At 61.7% G+C, this 26,509-nt stretch carries 18 protein-coding genes; 6 read left to right on the top strand and 12 right to left on the bottom strand.

The annotated features are described in order from the left end of the window. Nucleotides 1-41: 41 nt before the first annotated feature. Nucleotides 42-986, top strand: coding sequence for an AraC family transcriptional regulator (locus CSK29544_RS13935; RefSeq protein ID WP_007890041.1), 945 nt, complete (start codon nt 42-44; stop codon nt 984-986). A 145-nt stretch (nt 987-1,131) separates the two neighbouring features. Here CSK29544_RS13935 and narI read toward each other — a convergent pair whose 3' ends face one another. The 5 genes from narI to CSK29544_RS13910 form a co-directional block, all read right to left on the bottom strand. Then, on the bottom strand, nt 1,132-1,809 hold the full coding sequence (gene narI / locus CSK29544_RS13930; protein WP_004386024.1) for a respiratory nitrate reductase subunit gamma: 678 nt from the start codon (nt 1,807-1,809) through the stop codon (nt 1,132-1,134). After that, the gene (gene narJ / locus CSK29544_RS13925) at nt 1,809-2,519 is read right to left on the bottom strand and encodes a nitrate reductase molybdenum cofactor assembly chaperone (RefSeq protein WP_007890043.1); all 711 of its coding nucleotides are present in this window, start codon (nt 2,517-2,519) and stop codon (nt 1,809-1,811) included. Before narJ ends, narI begins: the two co-directional genes overlap by 1 nt. Continuing rightward, on the bottom strand, nt 2,516-4,051 hold the full coding sequence (gene narH / locus CSK29544_RS13920) for a nitrate reductase subunit beta (protein WP_007890044.1): 1,536 nt from the start codon (nt 4,049-4,051) through the stop codon (nt 2,516-2,518). The genes narJ and narH overlap by 4 nt, the downstream gene beginning before the upstream one ends. Continuing rightward, on the bottom strand, nt 4,048-7,794 hold the full coding sequence (locus tag CSK29544_RS13915; protein ID WP_029039149.1) for a nitrate reductase subunit alpha: 3,747 nt from the start codon (nt 7,792-7,794) through the stop codon (nt 4,048-4,050). Before CSK29544_RS13915 ends, narH begins: the two co-directional genes overlap by 4 nt. 417 nt (nt 7,795-8,211) lie before the next feature. Further along, on the bottom strand, nt 8,212-9,603 hold the full coding sequence (locus CSK29544_RS13910) for a NarK family nitrate/nitrite MFS transporter (protein ID WP_029039148.1): 1,392 nt from the start codon (nt 9,601-9,603) through the stop codon (nt 8,212-8,214). Nucleotides 9,604-9,915: 312 nt separating this feature from the next. Here CSK29544_RS13910 and narX point away from each other — a divergent pair, with 312 nt between their 5' ends. Together narX and narL are read left to right on the top strand one after the other, a co-directional pair. Continuing rightward, nucleotides 9,916-11,724, top strand: coding sequence for a nitrate/nitrite two-component system sensor histidine kinase NarX (narX, locus tag CSK29544_RS13905; protein ID WP_004386019.1), 1,809 nt, complete (start codon nt 9,916-9,918; stop codon nt 11,722-11,724). Beyond that, complete coding sequence (narL, locus tag CSK29544_RS13900; RefSeq protein ID WP_007890048.1) at nt 11,717-12,367, top strand: two-component system response regulator NarL; 651 nt, start codon at nt 11,717-11,719, stop codon at nt 12,365-12,367. Before narX ends, narL begins: the two co-directional genes overlap by 8 nt. On the opposite strand, the gene CSK29544_RS13895 is transcribed toward narL, so the two are convergent. Next, nucleotides 12,364-13,779, bottom strand: a complete 1,416-nt coding sequence (locus CSK29544_RS13895) for a YchO/YchP family invasin (RefSeq protein WP_071601484.1) — start codon at nt 13,777-13,779, stop codon at nt 12,364-12,366. The genes narL and CSK29544_RS13895 overlap by 4 nt on opposite strands. A 178-nt stretch (nt 13,780-13,957) precedes the next feature. Here CSK29544_RS13895 and CSK29544_RS13890 point away from each other — a divergent pair, with 178 nt between their 5' ends. Then, nucleotides 13,958-14,509, top strand: a complete 552-nt coding sequence (locus CSK29544_RS13890; protein WP_012124546.1) for a YbhB/YbcL family Raf kinase inhibitor-like protein — start codon at nt 13,958-13,960, stop codon at nt 14,507-14,509. Here CSK29544_RS13890 and CSK29544_RS13885 read toward each other — a convergent pair. Genes CSK29544_RS13885 through CSK29544_RS13865 form a run of 5 tightly spaced genes read right to left on the bottom strand, consistent with a single transcriptional unit; the run spans nt 14,405 to nt 24,120 of the window. Next, nucleotides 14,405-17,107 (bottom strand): nitrate reductase, encoded by a 2,703-nt coding sequence (locus CSK29544_RS13885; protein WP_029039147.1) that lies wholly within the window; start codon nt 17,105-17,107, stop codon nt 14,405-14,407. The genes CSK29544_RS13890 and CSK29544_RS13885 overlap by 105 nt on opposite strands. Next, nucleotides 17,104-21,171, bottom strand: a complete 4,068-nt coding sequence (gene nirB / locus CSK29544_RS13880) for a nitrite reductase large subunit NirB (protein ID WP_007890051.1) — start codon at nt 21,169-21,171, stop codon at nt 17,104-17,106. The genes CSK29544_RS13885 and nirB overlap by 4 nt, the downstream gene beginning before the upstream one ends. A 9-nt stretch (nt 21,172-21,180) precedes the next feature. Beyond that, nucleotides 21,181-21,969, bottom strand: coding sequence for an ABC transporter ATP-binding protein (locus tag CSK29544_RS13875; RefSeq protein WP_007890052.1), 789 nt, complete (start codon nt 21,967-21,969; stop codon nt 21,181-21,183). 9 nt (nt 21,970-21,978) lie between these two features. Beyond that, nucleotides 21,979-22,860 carry a nitrate ABC transporter permease gene (gene ntrB / locus CSK29544_RS13870; RefSeq protein ID WP_007890057.1) on the bottom strand — a complete coding sequence of 294 codons (882 nt, stop codon included), beginning with the start codon at nt 22,858-22,860 and terminating at the stop codon, nt 21,979-21,981. Between the two features lie 9 nt (nt 22,861-22,869). Beyond that, the gene (locus CSK29544_RS13865) at nt 22,870-24,120 is read right to left on the bottom strand and encodes a CmpA/NrtA family ABC transporter substrate-binding protein (protein ID WP_007890060.1); all 1,251 of its coding nucleotides are present in this window, start codon (nt 24,118-24,120) and stop codon (nt 22,870-22,872) included. Between CSK29544_RS13865 and CSK29544_RS24930 the strand changes: the two genes are divergently transcribed. Beyond that, nucleotides 24,119-24,241: a hypothetical protein gene (locus CSK29544_RS24930; RefSeq protein WP_007868408.1), complete on the top strand. Its 123-nt coding sequence runs from the start codon at nt 24,119-24,121 to the stop codon at nt 24,239-24,241. The genes CSK29544_RS13865 and CSK29544_RS24930 overlap by 2 nt on opposite strands. 612 nt (nt 24,242-24,853) lie before the next feature. On the opposite strand, the gene CSK29544_RS13860 is transcribed toward CSK29544_RS24930, so the two are convergent. Beyond that, nucleotides 24,854-26,056, bottom strand: a complete 1,203-nt coding sequence (locus CSK29544_RS13860) for a nitrate regulatory protein (RefSeq protein WP_029039145.1) — start codon at nt 26,054-26,056, stop codon at nt 24,854-24,856. Between the two features lie 71 nt (nt 26,057-26,127). Here CSK29544_RS13860 and CSK29544_RS13855 point away from each other — a divergent pair, with 71 nt between their 5' ends. Continuing rightward, on the top strand, nt 26,128-26,481 hold the full coding sequence (locus CSK29544_RS13855) for a DsrE/DsrF/TusD sulfur relay family protein (RefSeq protein ID WP_007794149.1): 354 nt from the start codon (nt 26,128-26,130) through the stop codon (nt 26,479-26,481). The last annotated feature ends 28 nt before the right edge of the window (nt 26,482-26,509 follow it).

Below are 26,509 nucleotides of genomic sequence, written 5' to 3'. Positions count from 1 at the left end.
AATATATAATCAGAAGTCCGCTTAACTTTAGAGAGCGTCCAGTGACCGATCCGTTAACCGATATTGTTGGTTTGCTTAACCCCAGGCCAACGCGCGCAAAACTCGTTGAAGGCGCAGGTCAGTGGCGTATTCTCCGCGAGTCTGCCGGCGAGGCGTTTTACTGCGCCGTGTTGCAGGGCGAATGCCTGATGCACATTAACGGTAAAGCGCCCGAGCGGCTGGTGGCCGGCGATTTTATGCTGATCCCTGCCACTTACACCTTTGAAAACACCAGCACGGGCACCACGCCTCCTGTCGATATCTCCGTGCCAACGCTCCTCAGCGATGGACACGTGAGAATTGGTGCAACGACGGGCCCGGCTGAGCTTCTGATGAATGTGGGGCACTGTGAATTCGACACGCCGGACAGAGCGCTTATCGTCGCGTTACTACCGAATGAAATTCTGATCAAAGGACAGCGCCGTTTCGTCACGCTCTTTGAACTCCTGCTGGATGAAAGCAGGAACCGGCGGCCCGGACGTGACGTGGTGATGACGCATCTTTTGCAACTGTTGCTGGTGGAATCGTTGCGAAGCGATCCGCAGCTCGCGAAAACGGCGGGTATTCTGCGCGGGTTACAGCACGAAAAAATCGCCACCGCCCTGCATCTCATCCATGATAAGCCCGGCGCGGACTGGCAAATCGCGCATCTCGCCCGAGAGTGTGCGATGTCACGCTCCGCTTTTTTCGCCACCTTCAGCGAGACCGTCGGCATGTCGCCCATGCAATACCTGCTCTTCTGGCGGATGTCGCTTGCCAGAAAAGCCCTGATGAGTGGCCAGGATAACATCGAACAGATTGCGTTGCGAACAGGCTACCAGTCGGCGAGCGCGTTCAGCGTGGCCTTCACGAAACACGCGGGTATGCCGCCGGGCGAGTTTCGCCGCCAGAGCAGAACGGCGCGGTCGATTCAGCCAGCCCAGCACGAGGAGGAGCCACTGGCCTGATGATGGGCATCACCGGCAACAGCGTTTTTTAGCCTGGTGAAAATCAGGGAAAGAAAGAGAAGCGGGCAGCACCATTCCCCGCCTGTAAAGCCGTAAAAAAACGCCAGGCCCGACGGGACTGGCGTTTGGCGTTGCGGAAAAAAGCTTAGCGACGCGCGCGTACCACCTGGTATTTGCGGGTCAGATACTCGACCGGCGCGCTCCAGACATGCACCAGACGCGTGAACGGGAACACCAGGAACAGCGTCATACCGAGCACCAGATGCACGCGGTAGATAAACGCCACGCCGTCCAGATGTTCAGCCGCGCCGCTGCGGAACGTCACCACGCTCTGCGCCCAGCCCACCAGTTTCATCATCTCGCTACCGTCCATATGCTGGGCGGAGAACGGAATGGTGATAAGACCAAGCGTACACTGCGTCAGCAGCAGCGCCAGGATCAGAATATCAGCGCCGGTCGAGGTCGCGCGCACGCGCGGGCTGAACAGACGACGCTTGAGCAGCAGCAGGCCGCCAACGAGCGTCATCGCGCCGAAGATCCCGCCTGCGATCATGGCCAGTTGCTGTTTCACGGCAATCGGCAGGAACGATTCGTACATCCAGTGCGGCGTCAGCATCCCGAACAGGTGGCCGAAGAAAATCCCGAGGATCCCGAAATGAAACAGGTTTGAGGCCATGTTCATCCCTTTGCGGTCCAGCATTTGGCTGGAGGCGGCGCGCCAGGTGTACTGCCCGTAGTCGTAACGCAGCCAGCTGCCCACCAGAAATACCGTACCGGCAATGTACGGGTAGATACTAAAGAAGAACATATTCAGGAAGTGCATTATTGCTGTCCTCCGGCAGAGATATTCAGATATTGCGGAGCGACCGCTCCGGCGAAGCGGCGCTGGTGCGCGGCGATGTCAGATTCGCCGCAGCCCTGGTCGGCGAAGAATTTCACCTGCTCTTCTTCCCAGACGGCGTCCAGCGCCTGCGGCGTGTCGTCGCGCGCCTCATCGGCGATTTTCTCGCTCACTTTGTGGGTATCCACCTGCGTGTCAGAAAGCGCAATCAGCAGATCAAACAGCACCGCGTAACGACTTTCGCGCTGTTTAAGACGCGCGCCGAGCAGCGCCAGAATCGGCGCGATATCCCGCAGGCCGTCAATAGCCTCCTGCGCCGGACGCTGCGCCAGATACTCCAGGTAAAGCGGCAGATGATCCGGCAGCTCGCGGCTGTCGAGCACAAGCCCGGCACGTTCATACTGCGCCAGCAGATCCACCATCGCCTGACCGCGATCGCGCGATTCGCCATGCACATGCTCGAACAGCAGCAGCGAGGTGGCGCGGCCGCGGTCGAACAGCTCGCCGTAGGCCGCCTGCGCATCCAGCAAATCTTCCTGCAACAGATCGCGGATAAAGACGCCCAGATGATGGGCGTTTTGCAGCGACAGATGTTGCGTCTCTGCCAGCGCGTCAAACAGCTCCTGCTGATGCTGCCACAGGGCAGCATCCGGGTACTCCAGCAGGCGGGAGATAATCAGCAGTTCGGTCATTGGCGCGGCTCCGTTTTCACCGTCACGTCGATGGCATCAATGCGGCGGCTGTTGAACAGGTTGAATTTGCTGTCCGAACCGTGGCAACCGTCGCCAAAGCTGAAGCCGCAGCCGTTACGTTCCGGGAACGCGTCGTGCGCCAGTTCACGGTGGCTCGACGGCACCACGAAGCGGTCTTCGTAGTTCGCGATCGCCAGATAACGGTACATCTCCTGCGCCTGCGCTTCGGTCAGGCCCACCTCTTCCAGCGCGCGGGTATCGTTCACGCCGTCAACGGTTTCCGCACGTTTGTAGTGACGCATCGCGAGCATGCGTTTCAGCGCCAGCAGCACCGGCGCGGTATCGCCCGCGGTCAGCAGGTTCGCCAGGTACTGCACCGGAATGCGCAGGCTGTCGACATCCGGCAGAATGCCGTTGCGGCCCAGCTCGCCCGCGTCGGCGGCAGACTGAATCGGCGACAGCGGCGGCACGTACCAGACCATCGGCAGCGTGCGGTATTCCGGGTGCAGCGGCAGCGCCAGCTTCCAGTCCATCGCCAGTTTCCACACCGGCGACTGCTGCGCCGCGTCAATCACGCTCTGCGGCACGCCATCTTTCAGCGCCTGTTCAATAACCGCCGGATCGTTCGGGTCGAGGAACACATCCAGCTGGCGCTGATAGAGATCGGTTTCATGCTCGGTGCTCGCCGCCTGCTCGATGGCGTCCGCGTCATACAGCAGCACGCCGAGGTAGCGAATGCGGCCTACGCAGGTTTCGGAGCAGACCGTCGGCATCCCCGCTTCGATACGCGGATAACAGAAGATGCACTTCTCGGACTTCCCGCTCTTCCAGTTGAAGTAGATTTTTTTGTACGGGCAGCCGGTGATGCACATACGCCAGCCGCGGCATTTGTCCTGGTCAATCAGCACGATGCCGTCTTCTTCACGTTTGTAAATCGCGCCGCTCGGGCAGGTCGCCACGCACGCGGGGTTCAGGCAGTGCTCGCACAGGCGCGGGAGATACATCATGAAGGTGTTTTCGAACTGGCCGTACATCGCCTTCTGCATGTTCTCGAAGTTTTTGTCCTGCGAACGTTTTTCGAACTCGCCGCCCAGGATCTCTTCCCAGTTCGGGCCCGCTTCGATTTTGTTCATCCGCTGGCCGGTAATCAGCGAGCGCGGACGGGCAATCGGCTGGTGTTTGCCTTCCGGCGCGTTATGCAGATGCTGATAGTCGTAGTCGAACGGCTCGTAGTAATCGTCGATGCCCGGCAGATGCGGGTTGGCGAAAATTTTGCCGAGCAGCATCCCGCGGCCGCCCATGCGCGGCTGCAGTTTGCCGTTGATTTTGCGCACCCAGCCGCCCTTCCACTTCTCCTGGTTTTCCCAGTCGTTCGGGAAGCCGACGCCCGGCTTGCTTTCGACATTGTTGAACCAGGCGTATTCCATCCCTTCGCGGCTGGTCCAGACGTTTTTACAGGTCACCGAACAGGTGTGGCAGCCGATGCACTTATCAAGGTTCAGCACCATGCCGACTTGTGAACGAATTTTCATTTTACGCTCTCCTGTTTCTGGTCGTTGCCTTCGCCGTCCAACCAGTCAATGTTCTTCATCTTACGTACCACCACGAACTCATCGCGGTTAGAGCCGACGGTGCCGTAGTAGTTAAAGCCGTAGGCCAGTTGCGCATAGCCGCCAATCATGTGCGTCGGTTTCGGGCTGATGCGCGTCACCGAGTTATGAATACCGCCGCGCTGGCCGGTGATTTCCGAGCCCGGAATATTCACGATGCGTTCCTGCGCGTGGTACATCATCGTCATCCCGGCAGGCACACGCTGGCTCACCACCGCACGGGCGGTCAGCGCACCGTTGGCGTTAAACACTTCAATCCAGTCGTTATCCGCAATGCCGAGATCTTTCGCGTCGTCCTCGCTCATCCAGACAATCGGGCCGCCGCGCGACAGCGTCAGCATCAGCAGGTTGTCGCTGTAGGTGGAGTGAATGCCCCATTTCTGGTGCGGCGTCAGGAAGTTCAGCGCCTTCTCCGGGTTGCCGTTGGATTTCTGCCCCATCACGGCTTTTACCGAACGGGTATCGATCGGCGGGCGATACACCAGCAGGCTCTCGCCGAAATCGCGCATCCACGGGTGATCCTGATAGAGCTGCTGACGGCCAGAGAGCGTACGCCACGGGATCAGCTCGTGAACGTTGGTATAACCGGCGTTGTACGAGACATGCTCATCTTCAAGCCCGGACCAGGTGGGGCTGGAGATGATTTTGCGCGGCTGCGCCTGGATATCGCGGAAGCGTATCTTCTCTTCTTCTTTGTTCAGCGCGAGATGCGTATGGTCGCGGCCGGTGAATTCACTCAGCGCCGCCCAGGCTTTTACCGCCACCTGGCCGTTGGTTTCCGGCGCGAGCGTTAAGATCATCTCGGCGGCGTCAATCGCGGTGTTCAGCATCGGCTGGCCTTTGGCCGGGCCGTCCTGCTTGGTGTAGTTAAGCTTGCGCAGCAGATCCATTTCGCTCTGGGTATTCCAGGCGATGCCCTTGCCGCCGTTGCCGATGGTTTCCAGCAGCGGGCCGATGGAGGTAAAGCGCTCATACGTCGCCGGGTAGTCGCGCTGTACAGCAATGATGTGCGGCGCGGTTTTGCCAGGGATCAGGTCGCATTCGCCTTTTTTCCAGTCTTTCACATCGAGCGGCTGCGCCAGTTCGGCGGCGGAGTCGTGCTGAATAGGCAGCGTGACAACGTCGGTTTCCACGCCGAGATGGCCGACGCACAGCTCGGAGAATTTCTTCGCGATGCCTTTGTAAATCTCCCAGTCGCTTTTGGATTCCCAGGCCGGGTCCACCGCGGCGGAAAGCGGATGAATAAACGGATGCATATCCGAGGTATTCATATCGTCTTTCTCATACCAGGTGGCGGTCGGCAGCACGATATCGGAATAGAGACAGGTGCTGGAGAGACGGAAATCGAGCGTCACCACCAGATCCAGTTTGCCGTCAAGGCCATTGTCCTGCCATTCGATCTCTTCCGGCTTCACGCCGCCCTGCTGGCCCAGATCTTTGCCCTGAATGCCGTTTTCGGTGCCGAGCAGGTATTTGAGCATGTACTCATGCCCTTTACCGGAAGAACCCAGCAGGTTAGAGCGCCAGACGAACAGGTTGCGCGGGTGGTTTTTGCCGTTTTCTGGCTCTTCGGCCGCAAAGCGAATGTCGCCCGATTTCAGCGCGTTCACGGTGTAATCCACCGGGCTCATGCCGGCGGCGTCCGCCGCGGCTTTGATGCGCAGCGGGTTGGTGCCAAGCTGCGGCGCGGACGGCAGCCAGCCCATACGCTCGGCACGCACGTTAAAGTCAATCAGATGGCCGCTGTAGCGCGATTTATCCGCAAGCGGCGACAACAGATCGTCGGTCGTCAGGGATTCGTATCGCCACTGGCTGGAGTGGTTGTAGAAGAACGACGTGCTGTTCATATGGCGCGGCGGACGGTTCCAGTCCAGCGCGAACGCCAGCGGCGTCCAGCCGGTTTGCGGACGCAGTTTCTCCTGGCCCACATAGTGCGCCCAGCCGCCGCCGCTCTGACCGACGCAGCCGCAGAACACCAACATATTGATGAGCCCACGGTAGTTCATGTCCATGTGATACCAGTGGTTCATACCGGCACCGACGATGATCATCGAACGGCCATGGGTCTTATCGGCGTTATCGGCAAATTCACGTGCGGTACGAATAATCTGCGCGCGCGGCACGCCGGTCACCTGTTCGGCCCAGGCCGGGGTATAGGCTTTCACGTCGTCGTAGCTCGCCGCGCAGTTACCATCGCCAAGACCGCGATCCAAACCGTAGTTGGCAAGCGTTAAGTCGTAGACCGTCGCCACCAGCGCGCTGGAGCCGTCGGCAAGCTGCAGGCGTTTCACCGGCAGTTTATGCAGCAGAATGTTTTCAAGCTTCACGCTGTTGAAATGTTCGCTGCTTTCACCGCCAAAGTACGGAAAGCCAACCTCTGCCACCTCGTCGTGGTGGCCCAGCAGCGAGAGACGCAGTTCGGTCTCTTCACCGGTGGTGCCATCGCGCTGTTCCAGGTTCCATTTGCCTTTTTCGCCCCAGCGGAAGCCGATAGAGCCGTTCGGCGCGACCATATCGCCATCGCGGTTATCGAACGCGACGGTTTTCCACTCCGGGTTATTTTCCTGGCCCAGGTTATCGACCAGATCCGAGGCGCGCAGCATGCGGCCTGCGGCGTAGAAGCCGTCACGCTCTTCGAGCATCACCAGCATCGGCATGTCAGTGTAGCGGCGCACGTAGTCGGTGAAATACTGGCTCGGTTTGTCGAGGTGGAATTCACGCAGCATCACGTGGCCCATCGCCAGCGCCATCGCGCTGTCGGTGCCCTGTTTCGGCGCCAGCCACAGATCGCACAGTTTGGCGATTTCGGCGTAGTCCGGCGTAACGGCGACGGTTTTGGTGCCTTTGTAGCGCACTTCAGTAAAGAAGTGGGCGTCCGGGGTACGGGTCTGCGGAACGTTAGAGCCCCAGGCGATGATGTAACTGGAGTTATACCAGTCGGCGGATTCCGGCACGTCGGTTTGTTCGCCCCAGGTCATCGGTGAGGCGGGCGGCAGGTCGCAATACCAGTCATAGAAGCTCAGGCAGGTACCGCCGATAAGCGACAGGTAACGCGCGCCGGAGGCGTAAGAGACCATCGACATGGCCGGGATCGGTGAGAAGCCCGCGATGCGGTCCGGGCCAAAGGTTTTGGCGGTCCAGACGTTGGCGGCGGCGATAAGCTCATTCACCTCCTGCCAGGAAGAGCGCACAAACCCGCCGCGTCCGCGCGCCTGTTTGTAGCTTTTCGCTTTTTCGCTGTCTTCCATGATGGACGCCCAGGCGTTCACCGGATCGCTGTGCTGCGCTTTCGCTTCTCGCCACAGTTTAATCAGGCGTTTGCGCATCAGCGGATATTTCAGACGGTTGGCGCTGTAGAGATACCAGGAGTAGCTGGCCCCACGCGGGCAGCCGCGCGGTTCGTGGTTCGGCATATCGGGGCGGGTGCGCGGGTAGTCGGTCTGCTGGGTTTCCCAGGTGACCAGACCGTTTTTGACGTAAATCTTCCAGCTGCAGGAACCGGTACAGTTAACGCCGTGGGTGGAGCGGACAATTTTGTCATGCTGCCAGCGCTGACGGTAACCCTCTTCCCAGTCCCGGTTCGTATCCAGAAGTTGTCCATGCCCATCGGCAAAGGTTTCGCCTTTCTGTTTGAAATAGCGGAACCTGTCCAGGAATTTACTCATTCGGGGTGTTCTCCTGTGTGGAGCCTGTTGGCTCTCTGGTCAAATCGACATTGGCTCAATGGACGGGACGGTAACGCGTGGATTAGCCAGCAGAATTGACAACGATCAACGCGGTCTGGCTTAGAAAATGCACCCCAAAATGTCATTACCTCCAAAGGGGGATACAGAACAATCAATTAACTATTTGTATATAATATATTTTTTATGGAAATGACGCCTTTTTAACCGCTTTCGGTTAACCGTCGGGTATTAAGGGGTAGTCTGAAAGTGAACGTGATCTCCGCCACGCTTATTTGCCGTTTTAACGCCCCCGGCCCGCACTGAAACGCTAAAGCCATCAATAAGTATGTTGTAACTAACTCAGGCATAAAAAAAGCGCGGCCAGGCCGCGCAAAGGATAACCAAAAGGTTAAGGGGTCAGCGTGCTGATTTGCGGCCATAGACGGCCCAGGTCAGCACTACGCAAGCAATATAAAACACCAAGAAAACTTTCATCGCGCCTGCCGGTGAGCCGGTGAGCGCCAGCGATGTACCAAACGCTTTCGGGATAAAGAACCCGCCAATGGCGCCAATCGCGGAGATAAACCCGAGCGCCGCCGCGGTGTCAGTCGCGGCTTCACGCATCGCCTGCTCATCGCTGCCGCCTGCCGCTTTCACGCGATCCATGGTCAGCTTGCGGAAAATCACCGAAATCATCTGGAACGTCGAACCACTGCCGAGCCCGGCGGTCAGGAACAGCGCCAGGAACACGCTAAAGAAGGCCGCAAAATTCCCGCCCACACCGCCTGACGGCAGCGTTACAAACAGCAGCGCGCTGAACACCGCCATCAGAATGAAGTTCACCAGCGTTACGCGCGTACCGCCCAGACGGTCAGAAATCGCCCCGCCTGCCGAGCGCGCCAGCGCGCCGAGCAGCGGCCCGAAGAAAGCAAAGTGCATCACATTCACCTGCGGGAACTGGGTTTTTGAAAGCATCGCAAAACCCGCCGAGAAGCCGATGAACGAGCCGAAGGTCGCGAGATACAGCAGGCTCATCATCCACAGATGACCGCGTTTAAGCACCGGAAGCTGCGCGCGGAAAGACGCTTTCGAAGTCGCCAGATCGTTCATGCCAAACCACGCCGCCAGCGTAAAGACCGCGAGGAACGGCACCCACACCCACGCGGCGTTTTCCAGATAAAGGCGCGTGCCGTCATCCTGCATAACGCCTTCGCTGCCGAACGCGGCGAAGATGGAGAGCGAAATCGCAAGCGGCGCGACCAGCTGCATCACGCTGACGCCCAGGTTGCCGAGACCGCCGTTAATACCGAGCGCCCCGCCCTGTTTCTGTTTCGGGAAGAAAAAGCTGATGTTCGCCATGCTGGACGCGAAGTTCGCCCCGGCAAAACCGCACAGCAGTGAAATGATGATAAACGTGCCAAAGGACGTGGAAGGATCCTGCACGGCAAAACCCAGCCACACGCACGGAATAATCAGGATGCCGGTGCTGAACGCCGTCCAGCGACGACCGCCGAAAATCGGCACCATAAAGGAGTACGGTACGCGCAGCAGCGCGCCGGAGACCGACGGCAGCGCGGTCAGCATAAACAGCTGATCGGTGGTAAAACGAAAGCCCACCTTATTCAGATTGACCGCCACTGCGCTAAACAACATCCAGACGCAGAAAGCGAGCAGCAGACAAGGCACGGAGATCCACAGATTACGACGGGCGGTGTGCTGGCCGGTACGCTGCCAGAACTGAACATCCTCAGGTCGCCAGTCGGTAATCAACCCGCTTGTGGAACGTGCCGCAGCGGAAGAGTCACTCATAAACACCTCAAACATGAAGGGGATAATGCCGCCACGGTAGCGTCTCGCCGCGCCCTTAAGTTGATGTAAATCAATGGATATACGCTCTCTGATTTGTGCAAAAAAACGCCTTACCCCCCAGGGAGTAGAGCTAAGCGCTAAAAAAAGTGTGGTTTTTCAGACGCAGCGCTTGTGCGCATGCCGCCGGTGTACAATGGGTGACATGAATGGCAATTAAGGAGTAATCCACAATGGGTATGGGTATACTCCAGGGGATACCTGAGAATAGATCCTATGCCTGTCACGACGCCGCGTTAAGGAGCGCGCATCGCCATGCTGAAACGACGCTTTTCCCCGCTGACCCTCGCTAATCAACTGGCGATCATCGTGCTACTGCTCGCCGGCCTCGGCATGGGGGGTATGGCGCTGGCGGGCTGGCTGGCGCAGGGCGTTCAGGGCAGCGCACATGCTATCAACAAAGCCGGGTCGCTGCGAATGCAGAGCTATCGTCTGCTCGCCGCCGTCCCGGTCGGCACTACCCGCACCGACATGTTTAACGAGATGGAGCGCACCGCCTGGAGCGATGAGCTGCAGCAGGCCGCGGTGCGCGATGGTCAGCAGGCAGCGCTGCTGGCTATCCAGCGCTACTGGCGACAGCACCTTGCGCCCGCGCTGCGCGACGCCCATTCGCCGCAGGAGGTGAGCGGGCAAGTCACGCAGTTTGTCGGCCAGATAGACGCGCTGGTCAGCGCCTTTGACAGCTCCACTGAACACCGCATCGCGCAGATAGTCATGCTGCAGCGAGGCATGGCGCTGCTGATGGGGCTTTTACTGCTCTTTACCCTGCTCTGGCTGCGCCGCCGCCTGCTGCGCCCGTGGCGTCAGCTGCTTGAAATAGCCCACGCCGTGGGACACCGCGATTTCAGCCAGCGCGCCAGCGTCTCCGGGCGCGATGAGATGGCAACGCTTGGCCATGCGCTTAACAGCATGTCGGCGGAGCTTGCCGAAAGCTACGCGAGCCTTGAGCAACGCGTGCAGGAGAAAACCGCCGGGCTTGAGCAGAAAAACCAGATCCTGTCGTTTTTATGGGAGGCGAACCGTCGCCTGCATTCCGACGTGCCGCTGTGCGAGCGGCTGGCACCGGTGCTGACGCGCCTGCAAAATCTCACGCTGCTGCGCGATATCGCACTGCGCGTTTATGAAGTGGATGACGAAGAGCATTATCAGGAGTTTGTGTGGCAACCGGACGAGCGCTGCGACGAAATCGGCTGTCATCTCTGCCCGCGGCACCTGCGCACGGAGAGCGAAACCGGCACGACGCTGAAATGGCGGCTTGGCGATCTTCACACCCAGTATGGCCTCCTGCTGGCGACGTTGCCCGCGGGTTGTCATCTGAGCCGCGACCAGCAGCAGATGATCGACACGCTCATGGAGCAGCTCACTGCAACGCTGGCGCTGGAGCGTCAGCAGGAGCGCAAACAGCAGCTGCTGGTGATGGAGGAGCGCGCCGCCATTGCGCGTGAGCTGCATGACTCTATCGCGCAGTCGCTCTCCTGTATGAAAATGCAAATCAGCTGCCTGCAGATGCAGGGCGACGCGCTGCCGCAGGAGAGCCGCGAACTGCTGGGCCAGATCCGCCATGAACTGAACGCCTCCTGGCGGCAACTGCGCGAGCTGCTCACGACGTTCCGTTTACAGCTCAACGAGCCAGGGCTTAAGGCGGCGCTGGTGGCGAGCTGTCAGGAGTTCAGCGCGCGGCTCGGTTTCCCGGTGGTGCTTGATTATCAGCTCCCGCCGCGTCTGGTGCCGTCGCATCAGGCGATTCATCTGGTGCAGATTGCGCGCGAGGCGTTAAACAATGCGTTTAAGCATGCCGATGCCAGCGAAATTCGCGTCAGCGTCACGCTGCAGGAGGGCCAGGTACGGCTGTGCGTGGCCGACAATGGCCGTGGCCTGCCGGATAACGCCGGGCGCACTAACCACTACGGCTTAATTATTATGCGCGACCGCGCGCAGAGTTTGCGCGGCGACTGTCAGGTACGGCGACGAGCAGAAGGCGGCACCGAAGTGGTGGTGACCTTTATCCCCGATGCGCCGTTTTCATCCGTCCCCGCTCTTCCAGAAGGAGAAGTTCATGAATAACCCGGAACCGGCAACCATTCTGCTGATTGACGATCACCCTATGCTTCGCAGCGGCGTAAAACAGTTGGTCAGCATGGCACCCGCTATCACGGTGGTCGGCGAAGCCGGAAACGGCGAGCAAGGTATCGAAATGGCCGAAGTGCTCGACCCGGATCTGATCCTGCTTGATCTCAATATGCCCAGTATGAACGGCCTGGAAACCCTCGATAAACTGCGTGAAAAAGCGCTGTCGGGCCGCGTGGTGGTCTTCAGCGTCTCGAACCATGAAGAGGATGTAGTGACGGCGCTTAAGCGCGGCGCGGATGGGTACTTGCTTAAAGATATGGAGCCGGAAGATCTGCTCAAGGCGCTGCAACAGGCGGCAGCGGGCGAAATGGTCTTAAGCGAAGCGTTAACGCCGGTGCTGGCGGCGAGCCTGCGTGCGAGCCGCGCGACGTCAGGCCGCGATGTCTCCCAGCTCACGCCGCGCGAGCGCGATATTCTCAAGCTCATCGCCCAGGGCCTGCCGAACAAAATGATCGCCCGCAAGCTCGATATCACCGAAAGCACCGTCAAAGTGCATGTGAAGCATCTGCTGAAAAAGATGAAGCTCAAATCGCGCGTCGAAGCGGCGGTCTGGGTACATCAGGAACGCATTTTTTAAGGCACCGGTGCCAGCAGTTCATAGCGCGGATCGTCCTGCGGCAGCGTCTGTACCGGCGCGGACAGCTTCAGGGTTATCCAGTTTGACGTCACGCGCTGGCCCTGTTCATCCTCGACCGTCACCGACAGCCGCCAGCTGTTGCTGGCCCCCGGCGTGTTATCCCAGGCGGGCATAATCACCGTCCAGCCGTCGGCGCTGGTGCTGTCCAGCGGCGGCGTCAGGCTCAGCGCCTGAGTGTCGCCCTGCCAGGAGAGCTGGCGGATCCCGTGGCGGCTGCGCACCTGTAACTTCAGCGCCACGGTTTCGCCCGCACTGAGATCCCACGGCGGCGTCGCAAGGAATACCGACAGCGTCTTGCGCTGGCGAAACTCCATCACCGGCACGTTCGTGCGCTCTACGCGGTCATAGCGGCTGCCGCGAAGCGAACGCGAGGCGGCCACTTCGTCCGGCGAGAGTTGCTTGGTCAGCGGTACGCCAAAGCGGTAGTTCAGCTTAAGCCCTAAATCATTCTGGCTCACGCCGCTTTCCCCCTGACGGTGATGCGCGCTGACGGTGACGAGCGGCACCGGCGTATAACTCAGCCCCACTTTCACCGCGACCGGGTTGTGATAACCGGTGCCGCTGTCGAACAGCTCTACCTGATCGCCGAAATATTGCTCAAAGCTGACGCTGGTATTGATGTGCTGATAAAACGGCAGATACGCCTGCGCGGTCACGTCATAACCGCGCGCCATGCGCTGTTCCAGCAAACCCGCGCGGTGCTGCCAGCCGCCAAGCGGTTGATAATAGTTAGCGGAAAGGCGCAGATAGTCGCCCCACGCCTCTGCGCCAAACCCGGCGCGCGAGGTATCGTCGTCAAACAGGCGATCGTAAAAGGTGTTATAGCCGAGCAGCCAGTGACCGGCCGCCCAGCGCTGGCCGATGCCTGCGTTACCCACCAGCCCCTGATTTTGCTGGCTGACGCCGACCTGGCTCCAGGTGAGATAGCGGTTATTGTCCTGCCAGGGCGTAAACAGCGAGCCGCTGCTGCCGTTAAAATTGCCCTCTTCATCCACCAGCAGATCCACCGTGGCGTTACCCCACGGCGACAGCAGGCTTTCGGCCTCGCTGGTAATGCTGCTGCTCACCGCGTCACGCAAACGGTCAAACGCGAAATGGCGCGCCTGCTGGCCGGGTGAGAGCGTGCTGTCGGTCTGGCTTGCTTCGCCAAAGGCTTTTAATACGCGGGCAAAATGTTTTTCCGCCGCGTTATTTTCGGGCGCGAGGCCGAGATCGGGCAGGTTATCGCCATTTTCATCGAAGGGGTTTTGCGCCTGGCGCACGTAGTCGTCGCTCTGGCTGGCCGCATCTGCACGGGCCGGCAGCAGCGCGGCGGTAACAACTGAGGGAAGGACAACCAATAACCACCGCATCACGTATGAATTTTTCTCTCCTGGGCCGGTTTTGCCGGAAAATGGATACATTTACACAGTATACCATATCGCGTTTGCCGCTCCCGACAAGCCCTGACGCGGCTTTTAAGGATAATCCTCATCCCGTTTACGCGCGGTGCGCTACGCTTAACATTCCCACCCTGCGTGAGACACGCCGATGAAAAAAACGCTGCTCGCTTGCCTGCTGGCGGTTGCCGCTGTGAACGCCGCCGCTGCGTCCGATGACGGTATTTTTATGTTGCAGTCCCCCTCGTTCGCCGATAACGGCATGATGGAGAAAAAATTCGCCGGTAACGCGAAGCAAAACCCCAACTGTACCGGTGAGAATCAATCACCTGCGCTGGTCTGGAGCCATGCGCCGCAGGGCACAACGCGTTTCGCGCTGATCGTCCATGACCCGGAGGGCGCGAAGGGGCTTGGCGTGACGCATCTGGTGGCCTATAACATACCCGCCAGCACCACTGGCCTTGCCGCCAATGCTCTGACAGAGGGCAAAGGCTTTACCGGCGGGAAAAACACGCCGGGGACCAGCGCCTGGCACGGCCCCTGTCCGCCGCCGGGCAGCGGCGCGCACCATTACACCTTTACGCTTATCGCAACCGATCTACCGGCCGATCTCCCGCCCGGCCTGACGCGTGAGGAACTCTTCACGAAACTCAAAGGCCACGCGCTCGCCGCCACCGGTCTGATTGGCCGCTTCGGGCAGTGACGCCGTCTGCGCCAGCAGCGCTTTAAGCTCCGGGATGCAGGAGCCGCAGTTGGTGCCACAGCGCAGGGCGTCACCCAGTTTCACGGCGCTATTGCATCCGGCGCGAATGGCGGCGCGGATGGCGTTCTCGCCCACGCCGAAACAGCTACAGATAGTGCGCCCCTTTGCGGGCGCGCTCTGCGCACCTTTACCGGCCAGCAGCGCATGACGCGCGGCCGCGTTCACAGGCGGCTCCAGGAACGCCGCCGCGATCGCCTCGCGCTGAACCACCGGGCGACGCGCCGCGCTGTAAAACGCCAGCATCAGCGCGCCGTCGCGCCACGCCAGCAGATGAAAGACCCCCTCGCCCTGCGCATACTGCAGTTGCCAGCTTTCGCGGGCGGCCATTTCACGCAGCCAGCGTTGCGGCGACGCATTGCCCGCCAGGGTGACATGCAGGCAGCCGTCCAGCGCCTGGCGCCACCACAGCAGATCGGGCGCAAGCGGCGGCATATCGCGACAAAACAGCTCGCCCTGCCACGCGGTGCGGCGCTTTTGCAGACGCACGGCGGTCTGTTTGCTTTCCGGCTGTCCGGAGCGCGGGCAGCAGACCGGGGCCACCAGCGTATTGACGCGCCCGTGGCTTGCGAACTGCGCGTTCCAGTGCATCGGGGCGAACAGCGCGCCGGGTGCCTGGGCGTCATTGAGCGCTGCCCAGCCCACCATAAACCCTTGCGCTGAGGCCACCTCCACCAGATCGCCGTCGTGCACACCGTAGCGCGCCGCGTCGTCAGGATGCATCGCCACCTGCGGCAGCGGCTGGTGTTGCATCAGCCGCGCCACGCGGCCGGTGCGGGTCATCGTGTGCCACTGATCGCGGATACGGCCGGTATTGAGCCACAGCGGGTAACGCGCGTCGGGCCGCGCCTGCGGCAGCGCCGGAGAAACCGCCACCATATTCAGCCTGCCGCCACGCCAGCCCGCACCCGTCTCCAGCAGACGCGGCGTACCCTGCGGCTGTTTGTTCGTCACCGGCCACTGCACCGGCGCGAGCGCGTCATACGCCTCGCGGGTTAACGCGACCAGCCCACTGATATCAAACGCCCGCGCGCCGTCGTTCTCAAACCCCGACAGCGCCGCGTGCTCGCAGAAAATCTCATGCGGATGCTGCCAGCCAAACGCCTCGCCAAAACCCAGGCGGCGCGCCATCTGCGCGACTATCCACCAGTCAGGGCGCGCCTCGCCGGGCGCGGGCAGAAAGGCGCGCTGGCGCGAGATCCGCCGCTCTGAATTGGTCACCGTGCCGTTTTTCTCCCCCCACCCCAGCGCCGGAAAACGAATATGCGCAAAAGCAGCCGTATCGGTCTGCGCGGTAATGTCAGACACCATCACCAGTTCGCAGCGCGCCAGCGCCTGGCGCACCGCGTCGCTGTCCGGCAGCGATACCGCCGGGTTGGTGCCCATTATCCAGACGGCTTTTACCTCACCGCGCCCGATGGCGTCGAAGAGTTCTATCGCCATCAAGCCGGGCGTCTGCGCGATGCGCTCGCTGCCCCAGAATCGCCCGAGGCGGGCGATATCCGCCGGTTCAAATCCCATATGGCAGGCGAGCTGATTAGCCAGCCCGCCCACTTCGCGTCCGCCCATCGCGTTCGGCTGACCGGTCAGCGAAAACGGCCCGCAGCCGGGCCGGCCGATTTTCCCGCTCGCCAGATGCACGTTAATGATGGAGTTGCACTTGTCGCTGCCGCTGGAGGACTGGTTAATGCCCATGGTGTAGAGCGTCATCGCCGTGGGCGCACTCAAAAACCAGTCGTAAAAGCGCGCCACCTCGGCTTCGGACAGCCCACAGAACTGCGCCACGCGCGCCACGCTCCACGCCCGCGCGGCCGCGAGCGCCTGCGCCTGGTCGTCGAACGTCTCAGGCGCGAGCAGTGCTGAAAGCGCGTTCAGCAGCCCGACAAACAGCCCGGCGTCGCTGCCGGGCGCCAGCGCCAGATGCAGATCGGCGATATCACAGGTCGCGGTACGCCGCGGATCGATGACCACGATTTTCATCGCCGGGCGCGCCTGCTTCGCGGCCGCGATGCGCTGATACAGCACCGGATGCGCCCAGGCGGCGTTCGATCCAACAAACACCAGCAGATCGGTCTGCTCCAGATCCGCATAGCTACACGGCACCGCATCAGCCCCGAACGCCCGCTTGTAGCCCACTACAGCGGAAGACATGCAGAGCCGCGAGTTGGTGTCGATATTCGCCGCGCCGATAAACCCTTTCATGAGCTTGTTGGCGGCGTAGTAATCCTCGGTAAGCAACTGCCCGGAGGCGTAAAACGCCACCGCCTGCGGGCCGTGCTTATCGATAATATCGCCAAGCCGCGAGGCCGCCGCGTCGAGCGCCGTCTCCCAGCTTGCCCGCTCGCCGTTGACTTCCGGGTACAGCAGCCGCCCGTCATGGCCGGTTGTCTCGCCGAGCGCTGCGCCTTTGACGCACAGCCGCCCGAAGTTCGCCGGATGGTTTTCATCGCCCCGCACGCTCACCGCGCCGCTGTCGTCGCGCTGCGCCACCACACCGCAGCCGACCCCGCAATAGGGGCAGGTGGTCTTAACGCCGTTCATGACGCCTGCGCCTGTAACAGCAGCGCCTGACCGGCCACCCACACCTTTCCGCCCTCCACTTTCACGGGCCAGGCGCGTACCGCCTCGGTGAGCGCTTCCGCAAGCCGCCCGTCACGCAGCCGGATACGCTGCTTATAGAGCGGCGAAATCACCACCGGTTCGCCGCCGACATCCCCCAGCAGCCCGCGCGACAACACATTGGCGTCGCTGCCCGGCTCCAGGTTATCGAGCGCGTAAACGCGATCGCCAAAACGGAACAGCGCAATCTGCATGTCGCCAAGCCGCGCGCCGATGCCCGCCTGCGGTGGAATGTCTTTCAGCTCACACACCGCCTGCCACGGGCGTTCCGGCGCGCGCGGCGTCACCGGCTGCACGACCTCCACCGGCTGCGGCTGGCCTCTAAGCTCGCGGCGCTGCACGGCTTCATCCGGTTTATCGCTGTTGACATACGAGCGGAACAGCGCCAGCCGGTCGGGGCTTGCCAGCGTGGTCTGCCATTCGCACTGGTAGCTTTCGACCACCTGCGCCATTTCGCGCTCCAGCTCCTCGCCAATCCCGAGCGAATCTTCAAGGATGACCTCGCGCAGATACTCAATGCCGCCTTCCAGGTTATCCATCCAGGTGCTGGTACGTTGCAGACGGTCGGCGGTGCGGATGTAAAACATCAGAAAGCGGTCGATGGTGCGCAGCAGCGTCTCCCGGTCGAGATCGCTTGCGAAGAGATCCGCGTGGCGCGGCTTCATGCCGCCGTTGCCGCAGACGTAGAGGTTCCAGCCTTTGTCGGTGGCGATCACGCCGACATCCTTGCCCTGCGCCTCGGCGCATTCGCGCGTGCAGCCGGAGACCGCCATTTTAATTTTGTGCGGCGCGCGCAGCCCCTTGTAGCGGTTCTCAAGCGTTACCGCGAGCCCCGTTGAATCCTGCACGCCGTAGCGACACCAGGTGGAGCCGACGCACGATTTCACGGTACGCAGCGATTTCCCGTAGGCGTGACCGGTTTCAAAGCCCGCCGCCACCAGCTCGGCCCAAATCGCCGGCAGTTGTTCAAGCCGCGCGCCGAAGAGATCGATGCGCTGACCGCCGGTGATTTTGCTGTAGAGCTGATAGCGTTTGGCTATCTGCCCGATGGCGATAAGCCCGTCCGGCGTCACTTCGCCCGCTGCCATCCGCGGTACGATCGAGTAGGTGCCGTCTTTCTGGATATTCGCAAAGTAGCGATCGTTGGTGTCCTGGAGCGGCAGATGCGCCGGTTTCAGCAGGTATTCGTTCCAGCACGACGCCAGCACCGAGCCCACCAGCGGTTTACAGATTTCGCAGCCGTGGCCCTGGCCGTAGCGGCTGATGAGCTGGTCAAACGTGCGGATATGATTAACGCGCACGAGGTGGTAAATCTCCTGGCGCGAATACGCAAAGTGCTCGCAGATATCTTTTTTGACCGTGACGCCCTGCTGTTCGAGCTGATACTCCATGACCTGTTTGACCAGCGCGCTACAGCCGCCGCAGCCGGTCGCCGCTCTGGTGCAGCTTTTCACCGCGCCCATATCGCCTGCGCCCCCCGACACCGCCGCGCAAATATCCGCCTTGCTGACGTTGTGGCACGAACAGATCTGCGCGCTTTCCGGCAGCGCCGCCACGCCGAGCCCTTTCGCGGGCGCGCCGCTGCTGGCGGGCAGGATCAGCGTCTCCGGCTCGGCGGGGAGCGCCATGCCGTTCAGCATCATCTGTAGCAGCGTGGCGTATTCGCTGCTGTCGCCCACCAGCACGCCGCCAAGCAGCGTTTTGCCGTCTGCCGAAACGACAATTTTCTTGTAGATCTGCTTCGGCCCGTGCGTCCACTGGTAACTCTGGCTTCCCGGTGTGCGCCCGTGCGCGTCGCCAAACGACGCGACCTCAACGCCAAGCAGCTTCAGTTTGGTGCTCATGTCCGCGCCTCGGAATGCCGCCGTCTCGCCCGCGAGCGTCGCCGCAACGACCCGCGCCATCTGATAGCCCGGCGCCACCAGCCCGAAAATTTTGTTCTCCCACAGCGCGCATTCGCCGATGGCGAAAATAGGCGCGTCGCTGGTGCGGCACTGGTCGTCAATCACAATGCCGCCGCGCTCGCCAATCATGAGCCCCGCCGACTTCGCAAGACTGTCCTGCGGGCGAATGCCCGCCGAAAAGACAATCAGATCGGTATGCAGGCTGTCGCCATCGGCGAACTGCATCGTCAGTCCGCCATTTTCTTCGACAATCGCGGTGGTGGATTTGCTGGTATGCACGCTGACGTCCAGCGCCTCGATTTTCTCGCGCAGCATCGCAGCGCCAGGCGCATCGAGCTGCACCGCCATCAGCCCCGGCGCAAACTCCACGACATGCGTTTTCAGCCCCAGTTGTTTAAGCGCATTCGCCGCCTCAAGCCCCAGCAGGCCGCCGCCCACCACCACGCCGCGCGTGGCGTGCTGCGCGCGTTCGCGGATGGCGTCGAGATCGTCAAGCGTGCGATAGACGAAACAGCCCGGCAGGTCACGCCCCGGCACCGGCGGGACAAACGGCCAGGAGCCGGTAGCGAGCACCAGTTTGTCAAAATGCGTCTCGTGGCCCTGCGCGTCGCGCACGATCTGCCGCGCGCGATCCAGCGCCACAATCTGACAGCCGGTGCGTAGTTCAATGCCCGTCTGCGCGAAGAAATCGCCCTGCACCATGGAGAGCGACTGCGCGCTGCGTCCGGCGAAATATTCCGAAAGATGCACGCGATCGTAGGCCGCGTGGCGCTCTTCGCCAAAGACGATGATATGAAAGCGCTCATGCAGCCCGGCGCTGACGCACTGCTCCAGAAAATGGTGCCCAACCATGCCGTGGCCCACGACCACCAGAGTTTGTTTTGTCATCGTGTCATATCCTGCAGCCGCGGGCTGCGTTTCATCGGTTTCATCAAACAGCAGCCCGGCGCTGGCGCGCAGCGGCTGCCCGAAGTGATTCATCAGCGCGCCGGAGCTGTCGGTATCGCCATACAGCAGCACGCCGGTGAGCCTGCCGCGATCGATAATCAGGCGGCGATAGTGGCGGGCTATTGGGTCGAGGCTTATCAGCGTCTGCGCCTGCGGGCCTGGCGTTACCTCGCCCGCGCTGAAAACCGCGATACCGGTGACCTTGAGCCGCGTGCCTTTTTCCTCATAACCAAAGCGCGTCGTCTCGCCGCAGAGCCTCGCCGCCAGCGCGTCCGCCTGTTGCAGACAGGGCGCCACCAGCCCCCAGGTTTGCGCGTTGATTTCGCAGCATTCGCCGATAGCGCTCACAGCCGGGTGCGAGGCGCGAAGCGTGTCATCCACCACAATGCCGCGCTGGCAAGCGAGCCCGGCGGCCTGCGCCAGCGCGATAGCCGGACGCACGCCGGTGGCGATCACCACCCGCTGCGCCGCGACGGTTTCGCCGCAGGCGAGCGTGACGTCATCTGGCGTGATGCGCGTGATGCCACTGCCGGTCACCACGCGAATGTGGCGCTCGCGCAGGCTTTCGGCGAGCCACTCGCCCGCCTGCGCATCCAGCTGCTGCTCCATCAGCCACGGGTGACGATGCACCAGCGTCACCGCTGCGCCCTGACGGGCGAGCGCCGCGGCCGCTTCCACCCCAAGCAGGCCGCCGCCCAGCACCACGGCGGGGCCGGGCGTGGCGAGAAGCGCCCCGACATCCGCCAGCGTGCGAAAGGCGCGCACGTGCGGCAGGTCGCTGCCTTCAATGGGCGGAATAAACGGCGTCGAGCCGGTGGCGAACACCAGCTCATCCCAGGGCAGCGAGCGCGCGGCGGTGGTGACGGTGCGCGCGGTCAGATCCACCGCCAGCGCCCGCTCGCCGGTTAGTAACGTGACACCGTAACGTGAAAACCAGGACGCGTCGTGAAGCTGCGTCTGCGCGGCGGACATTTCGCCCCCCAGCACCGGCGAAAGCAGGATGCGGTTATAGGCGGGCAGCGGCTCATCGCCGATAAGCGTGATGGCGAAGCGTTCCGGCGCGCGCGCCAGCAGTTGCTCCACCAGACGCACCGCCGCCATGCCGTTGCCGATAATCACCAGTCGTTGCGCCATCGCCGCTCCTTACGCCGCTTTCGGCTGTTTTTCGTAGAGGAAATGCAGGATCTGCTGGCGCAGCTGGTGATAGCGGCTGTCGTCGGCAAGCTGCACCCGGTTGCGCGGACGCGGCAGATTGACCTCCAGCGCCTCGCCGACCGTCGCCGCCGGGCCATTGGTCATCATCAGCACGCGATCGGAGAGCAGCACCGCCTCGTCCACGTCATGCGTAATCAGCACAATCGTGGTGTTAAGCTCCTGCTGGATGTGCATTACGGCATCCTGCAAATGCGCGCGGGTCAGCGCATCGAGCGCGCCGAACGGTTCGTCCATCAGCAGCACTTTGGGTTTCATCGCCAGCGCGCGGGCAATGCCGACGCGCTGCTTCATGCCGCCGGAGATCTCGCCGGGGCGTTTGTTGAGCGCGTGCCCCATCTGCACCCGCTCCAGGTTGTGAATAATCCACTCCCGGCGCTGCGCTTTATCCATGGTTTTGCGAAACACCTGATCCACCGCCAGCGCCACATTGTCAAAGCAGGTGAGCCAGGGCAGCAGCGAATGGTTCTGAAACACCACGGCGCGTTCAGGGCCAGGCCCGGCGATTTCACGGTTATCGCACAGCAGCCCGCCTTCGCTCGGCAGCGTGATGCCCGCGATAAGATTGAGCAGCGTCGATTTGCCGCAGCCGGAGTGGCCGATAAGGCTCACGGTTTCGCCCGCGTTGATGTCGAAACTGACGTTTTGCAGCGCCAGAAACTCACCGCTCGCCGTGTTGAAGCGCTGACTGACGTTCTGTATCTGAATGATCGGTTTCATGTTCGCTCCTTATTTGTCCTGCCAGCTAAAACGGCGGGCGATAAGCATCAGCACCTGCTCCAGCAAGAGCCCCACCACGCCGATGATGACGATGGCGATGAGAATGTTTTCCACGTTGAGGTTGTTCCACTCGTTCCAGATCCAGAAGCCGATGCCGAGGCCGCCGGTGAGCATTTCGGCGGCGACGATCACAAGCCACGCGATGCCGATGGAGAGCCGCACACCGGTAAGCACCGCGGGCAGCACTGCCGGAAAGAGGATGCGGCGCATGACGGTCCACTCGGAGAGCTGTAATACGCGCGCCACGTTGAGGTAGTCCTCCGGGATACGCTTCACTCCTTCGGCGGTGTTGATGACCATCGGCCAGATAGAGCAGATGAAAATGGTCCAGCTGGAGGCCGGCTCGGCCTTCTGAAAAAGCAGCAGGCCGATGGGCAGCCAGGCGAGCGGGCTGACCGGGCGCAGGAGCGCGATAAGCGGGTTGAACATCCGCCCGAGAAAGGTAAAGCGGCCAATCAGAAAGCCGAGCGGAATGCCCACCAGCGCCGCCAGCCCGAAGCCCACCGCCACGCGACTAAGCGAGGCCAGCACATTCCAGCCGATGCCCTGATCGTTTGGTCCTTCGTTGTAGAACGGATCGGCGAACAGCGTCAGCGCTGAGTCGAGCGTGCTAAGCGGCGTCGGAAAGCCTTTACTGCTGACGGCCGCGATTTGCCATGCAATCACCAGCAACGCGAGCCCCAGAATGGCTGGCACCACGCGGGCCAGCAGCGCGTTTACCGTGGCCGCGAGCGGCGCGCGGCGTTTACGCACCGCCACGCGGGGCATCACTATCACTTCACCGGCGGGCTGTTCAGGCGCCGCGCTCACGATCTGTTTACGCTTTTTCATGGTTTCCCCTTAACGTTTCATGGCAAAACGGGCGGCATACGCGGCGGGATCGCGCCCGTCCCAGACGCTGCCGTCCATCAGACGGCTGGTACGCCGCGTCGACGCGGGCAGCGCGACGCCGCCCACCGCCTCTGCGGCCTGTTGATAGATGTCGGTGCGGTTAATGCGGGCGGCGATGGCTGCGTAATCGGGATCGGTTTTCAGCAACCCCCAGCGACGGAACTGCGTTAAGAACCACATGCCATCGGAGTGCCACGGGTAGCTCACTTCGCCGTCGCGGAAGAAGCGCATGGCATGGTCATCTTTCCAGCGCTTTCCGGCACCGTCGTCGTACTCGCCGAGCATGCGCGGCGTGAGGTATTGCACTTTGGTATTGAGATACGCGCGTTTCGCCAGCACCTGCGCGGTTTCGCGCCGGTTGTCATCCGAGGCGTCTATCCAGCGGGCGGCCTCCAGCACGGCGGCGGTGAGCGCGCGGGCGGTGTGCGGATTCTGCTCCACCCACAGGCGGCGGGTGCCGAGCACTTTTTCAGGGTGATCCGGAAAGATGGACTGCGAGGTGGCGGCGGTGAAACCGATGCGGTCGTTGATGGCGCGCGCGTTCCACGGCTCGCCGACGCAGAAGCCGACCATGTTGCCGATGCGCATGTTCATCACCATTTGCGGCGGCGGCACCACCACGGTGCGTACATCGTTAAAAGGATGAATGCCCGCCGCCGCCAGCCAGTAGTACAGCCACATGGCGTGGGTGCCGGTCGGAAAGGTATGGGCGAAGGTGTAAGCGCCTGGCTCGCTTGCGGCTACCCGCTTTTGCAGCGCGTCGGGCGTGGTGATGCCTTTTTCCAGGAGATCGGCGCTGAGCGAAATCGCCTGGCCGTTCTGGTTGAGCGTCATCAGGGTCGCCATCGGCTGCGCCTTGCCGGCGATGCCGAGTTCCAGCCCATAGATGAGCCCATAGAGCGCATGGGCGGCGTCGAGCTCGCCGGAGACCAGTTTGTCGCGCACCGCCGCCCAGCTCGCCTCTTTGCTGGGCAGAATGCGGATGCCATATTTTTTATCGAAGCCTTTCAGCGCGGCCATCACCACCGGCGCGCAGTCGGTGAGCGGAATAAAGCCGACGCGTACGGTGTCGAGCTCGGGTTTGTCAGACCCCGCGGCCCACACGCTGCCCATCAGGCCCGGTAACAGCATTGCGCCGCTAAGCGCGGCCCCGGCCTGCAATAAGCGGCGGCGGGAAAGAGAAAAGGATGAATCGCTCATGGCTGCTCCTGAAAATAAAAAAGGCGTCCGCCAATGCCCGAAGACATTGCAGGACGCCTTTATCCTTTCCGGTTTGCCCGCCGCCGTTGGCGAGCTGCCGGGAAATGGTTGTCAGGATTAATTAAGCAAGGAGTGTGCCAGGTTTCAGGGTGGGTTCCGTGGCGGGTGCGCTGCGCTTACCCGCCCTACGCATCACATCTCCCCTTCGTAGGGCGGGTAAGTGCAACGCACCCGCCGTCCGGTTTACACGGGCAGGCTGAAGGGAAATATACAAGGTCGGTGAACACGTTCCGTTCGCCATAACGCCTTTTTGATATGGATGCTTCCCTAACGCGAACGTGCAAAGGGGGCTCGCCGCCGCCCCCTTTGCAATCCCGGCTCCCGGCGGAAAATCGGCCTCATGGGCCGATTTTTTTTTAGCCGGAGCAAAACCCTCTCCTCCGGCCTTTTTTCCTGGTTATCGGGAGGCGGTGGGTGCGCTACGCTTACCCACCCTACAAAAACGTGATTGGTTATCCCCGTGGTGGGTGCGCTACGCTTACCCACCCTACAAAAACGTGATTGGTGATCCCTGTGGTGGGTGCGCTGCGCTTACCCACCTTACGTAAAACGTAAGGACCGATATTGTAGGGCGGGTAAGCGCAGCGCACCCGCCAGTAACACGCGAAAAACGCCCCGCACACTCCCCCGCTCTGCCCCATTTCCATGCATAAAATGCTCGCTGGCTGTGCAGCTACTCCTTTGGGCTTACCGGCCAGAGCCGGGCGACGGCAAGCATCGCCTCGGCAATCTCCACCATCCGTTTATTCTGATCCATCGCGAGCTTACGCAACTGATGCCACGCCTGCTCCTCGCTGAGCTGCTGATGACTCATCAACAAGCTTTTGGCGCGATCGATAAGCTTACGTTCTTCTAGGTTCGCCTGTAGCGAGGCGAGCTGGCGCGTCAGCGATTCCACCTCGCGGGCCTGCTGGCGCACCAGCGGCAAAAGATGACGCTCAAGCGCTGGCGTCTGCGGCTCGTCACGCAGGCTCGCGCGACGCGCCAGCGCTGCCTCCGGCGATTCGCTGTGCGCCTCCTCGGCCAGCAACTGGCGGGCCTCCGCCAGCAGCGCGGCGATTAACGCCTCTTCGATATCGCGCAGCGCGTCGAGCCGCGTGGTCTGCAACCCAAACCAGCGCACCGCCCGCGCGCGGTGGTCATCGGCGGGCAGCCGCGTACAGGCGAGACGACGCAGTTGCTCAAGCTCGCGCGTGGCTTCGCCGTGGCGGTAGAAACGCTCGCGAATATCCGCGTGGGTGAGCGATAAAAACGTCTCGAAACAGCGCTGCTGCCCGTCGATGCGATCCGCCAGCCGCTGGCGCAGCGGCTCGCTGAACGCGCCCTGCGTAAAACCGATAGCCCCGATAGCGCGCTCCTGGCCCGCCAGCTCTTTACCCTGCATAAAGCTGTAGAGCGCCGTCAGCGCGCGGGCGAGCGAGGCTTCATCGACGCTTTCGCTCACCTCCGGCACCAGATCCAGCAGATGCCGGATCGCCTGATTAAAACTCTCCATCGCTTCGCCGGGTTCAATTTCCCGGGCGAGGATGCGCGCGCGCAGCCCAGGCAACTGCTCTAGCTGCCAGAGCGCGCAGGCCATGTGCCAGGAAAGCAGGCTGCCTGCGGTGGCAACCGGCACGGGCACCGCGCGAAATTGCGCCGCGCGCTGGTCGGTTTCTGTCACGCAAAAGGCGCGCTCGCGCGCGAAAAGCTGCCCGCCGGAACAGAGCCAGATATTGGACGCGCCGCGCTCGCGCTGTAGCATATGCACCAGATGGCTTATCTGACTGACCCAGTCGCCGACGCCCGACCACGCCTCCAGCTGGCTGCGTTTTCTCTCACGGGCGAAACGAAACCACGCCTGCGCGTTCTGCAAGGATGTCGCGGGAATTGCCATCGCTCTTTCTCCTGTGATCGCCTTTGCAGGAATCAAGCAATAACTATGCCGTCATGGCAAAGGAGTTCCGGATGCAAAAAATCGTGATTATCGCCAACGGCGCGGCTTACGGCAGCGAATCGCTGTTTAATAGCCTGCGTCTTGCCATCGCGCTGCGCGACCAGCCGCAGGCCCCTGAGCTGAAGCTGTTTTTGATGTCGGATGCCGTCACCGCTGGGCTGCGCGGCCAGAAACCCGCTGAAGGCTATAACGTGCAGCAGATGCTGGAGATCCTCACCGCCCAGAATGTGCCGGTGAAGCTGTGCAAGACCTGCGCCGACGGGCGCGGCGTGAGCGCGCTGCCGCTGATTGACGGCGTGGAGATTGGCACGCTGGTTGAGCTTGCCGGGTGGACGCTGGAGGCTGATAAAGTCCTGACCTTCTGATAATCACGCAGGTGTAATAATATTTACT

Origin of the sequence: Cronobacter sakazakii (assembly GCF_000982825.1) — a bacterium.
In the GTDB taxonomy this organism is placed as follows: domain Bacteria; phylum Pseudomonadota; class Gammaproteobacteria; order Enterobacterales; family Enterobacteriaceae; genus Cronobacter; species Cronobacter sakazakii.
Note: the sequence above shows the minus strand (reverse complement) of the source record. Positions and strands in the feature narration are given on the sequence as shown.

Coding starts and splice junctions, on each gene's coding strand:
- narI (WP_004386024.1), bottom strand. CDS start 1,809: ATGCACTTCCTGAATATGTTCTTCTTTAGTATCTACCCGTACATTGCC.
- narJ (WP_007890043.1), bottom strand. CDS start 2,519: ATGACCGAACTGCTGATTATCTCCCGCCTGCTGGAGTACCCGGATGCT.
- narH (WP_007890044.1), bottom strand. CDS start 4,051: ATGAAAATTCGTTCACAAGTCGGCATGGTGCTGAACCTTGATAAGTGC.
- CSK29544_RS13915 (WP_029039149.1), bottom strand. CDS start 7,794: ATGAGTAAATTCCTGGACAGGTTCCGCTATTTCAAACAGAAAGGCGAA.
- CSK29544_RS13910 (WP_029039148.1), bottom strand. CDS start 9,603: ATGAGTGACTCTTCCGCTGCGGCACGTTCCACAAGCGGGTTGATTACC.
- narX (WP_004386019.1), top strand. CDS start 9,916: ATGCTGAAACGACGCTTTTCCCCGCTGACCCTCGCTAATCAACTGGCG.
- narL (WP_007890048.1), top strand. CDS start 11,717: ATGAATAACCCGGAACCGGCAACCATTCTGCTGATTGACGATCACCCT.
- CSK29544_RS13895 (WP_071601484.1), bottom strand. CDS start 13,779: ATGCGGTGGTTATTGGTTGTCCTTCCCTCAGTTGTTACCGCCGCGCTG.
- CSK29544_RS13890 (WP_012124546.1), top strand. CDS start 13,958: ATGAAAAAAACGCTGCTCGCTTGCCTGCTGGCGGTTGCCGCTGTGAAC.
- CSK29544_RS13885 (WP_029039147.1), bottom strand. CDS start 17,107: ATGAACGGCGTTAAGACCACCTGCCCCTATTGCGGGGTCGGCTGCGGT.
- nirB (WP_007890051.1), bottom strand. CDS start 21,171: ATGGCGCAACGACTGGTGATTATCGGCAACGGCATGGCGGCGGTGCGT.
- CSK29544_RS13875 (WP_007890052.1), bottom strand. CDS start 21,969: ATGAAACCGATCATTCAGATACAGAACGTCAGTCAGCGCTTCAACACG.
- ntrB (WP_007890057.1), bottom strand. CDS start 22,860: ATGAAAAAGCGTAAACAGATCGTGAGCGCGGCGCCTGAACAGCCCGCC.
- CSK29544_RS24930 (WP_007868408.1), top strand. CDS start 24,119: ATGGCTGCTCCTGAAAATAAAAAAGGCGTCCGCCAATGCCCGAAGACA.
- CSK29544_RS13865 (WP_007890060.1), bottom strand. CDS start 24,120: ATGAGCGATTCATCCTTTTCTCTTTCCCGCCGCCGCTTATTGCAGGCC.
- CSK29544_RS13860 (WP_029039145.1), bottom strand. CDS start 26,056: ATGGCAATTCCCGCGACATCCTTGCAGAACGCGCAGGCGTGGTTTCGT.
- CSK29544_RS13855 (WP_007794149.1), top strand. CDS start 26,128: ATGCAAAAAATCGTGATTATCGCCAACGGCGCGGCTTACGGCAGCGAA.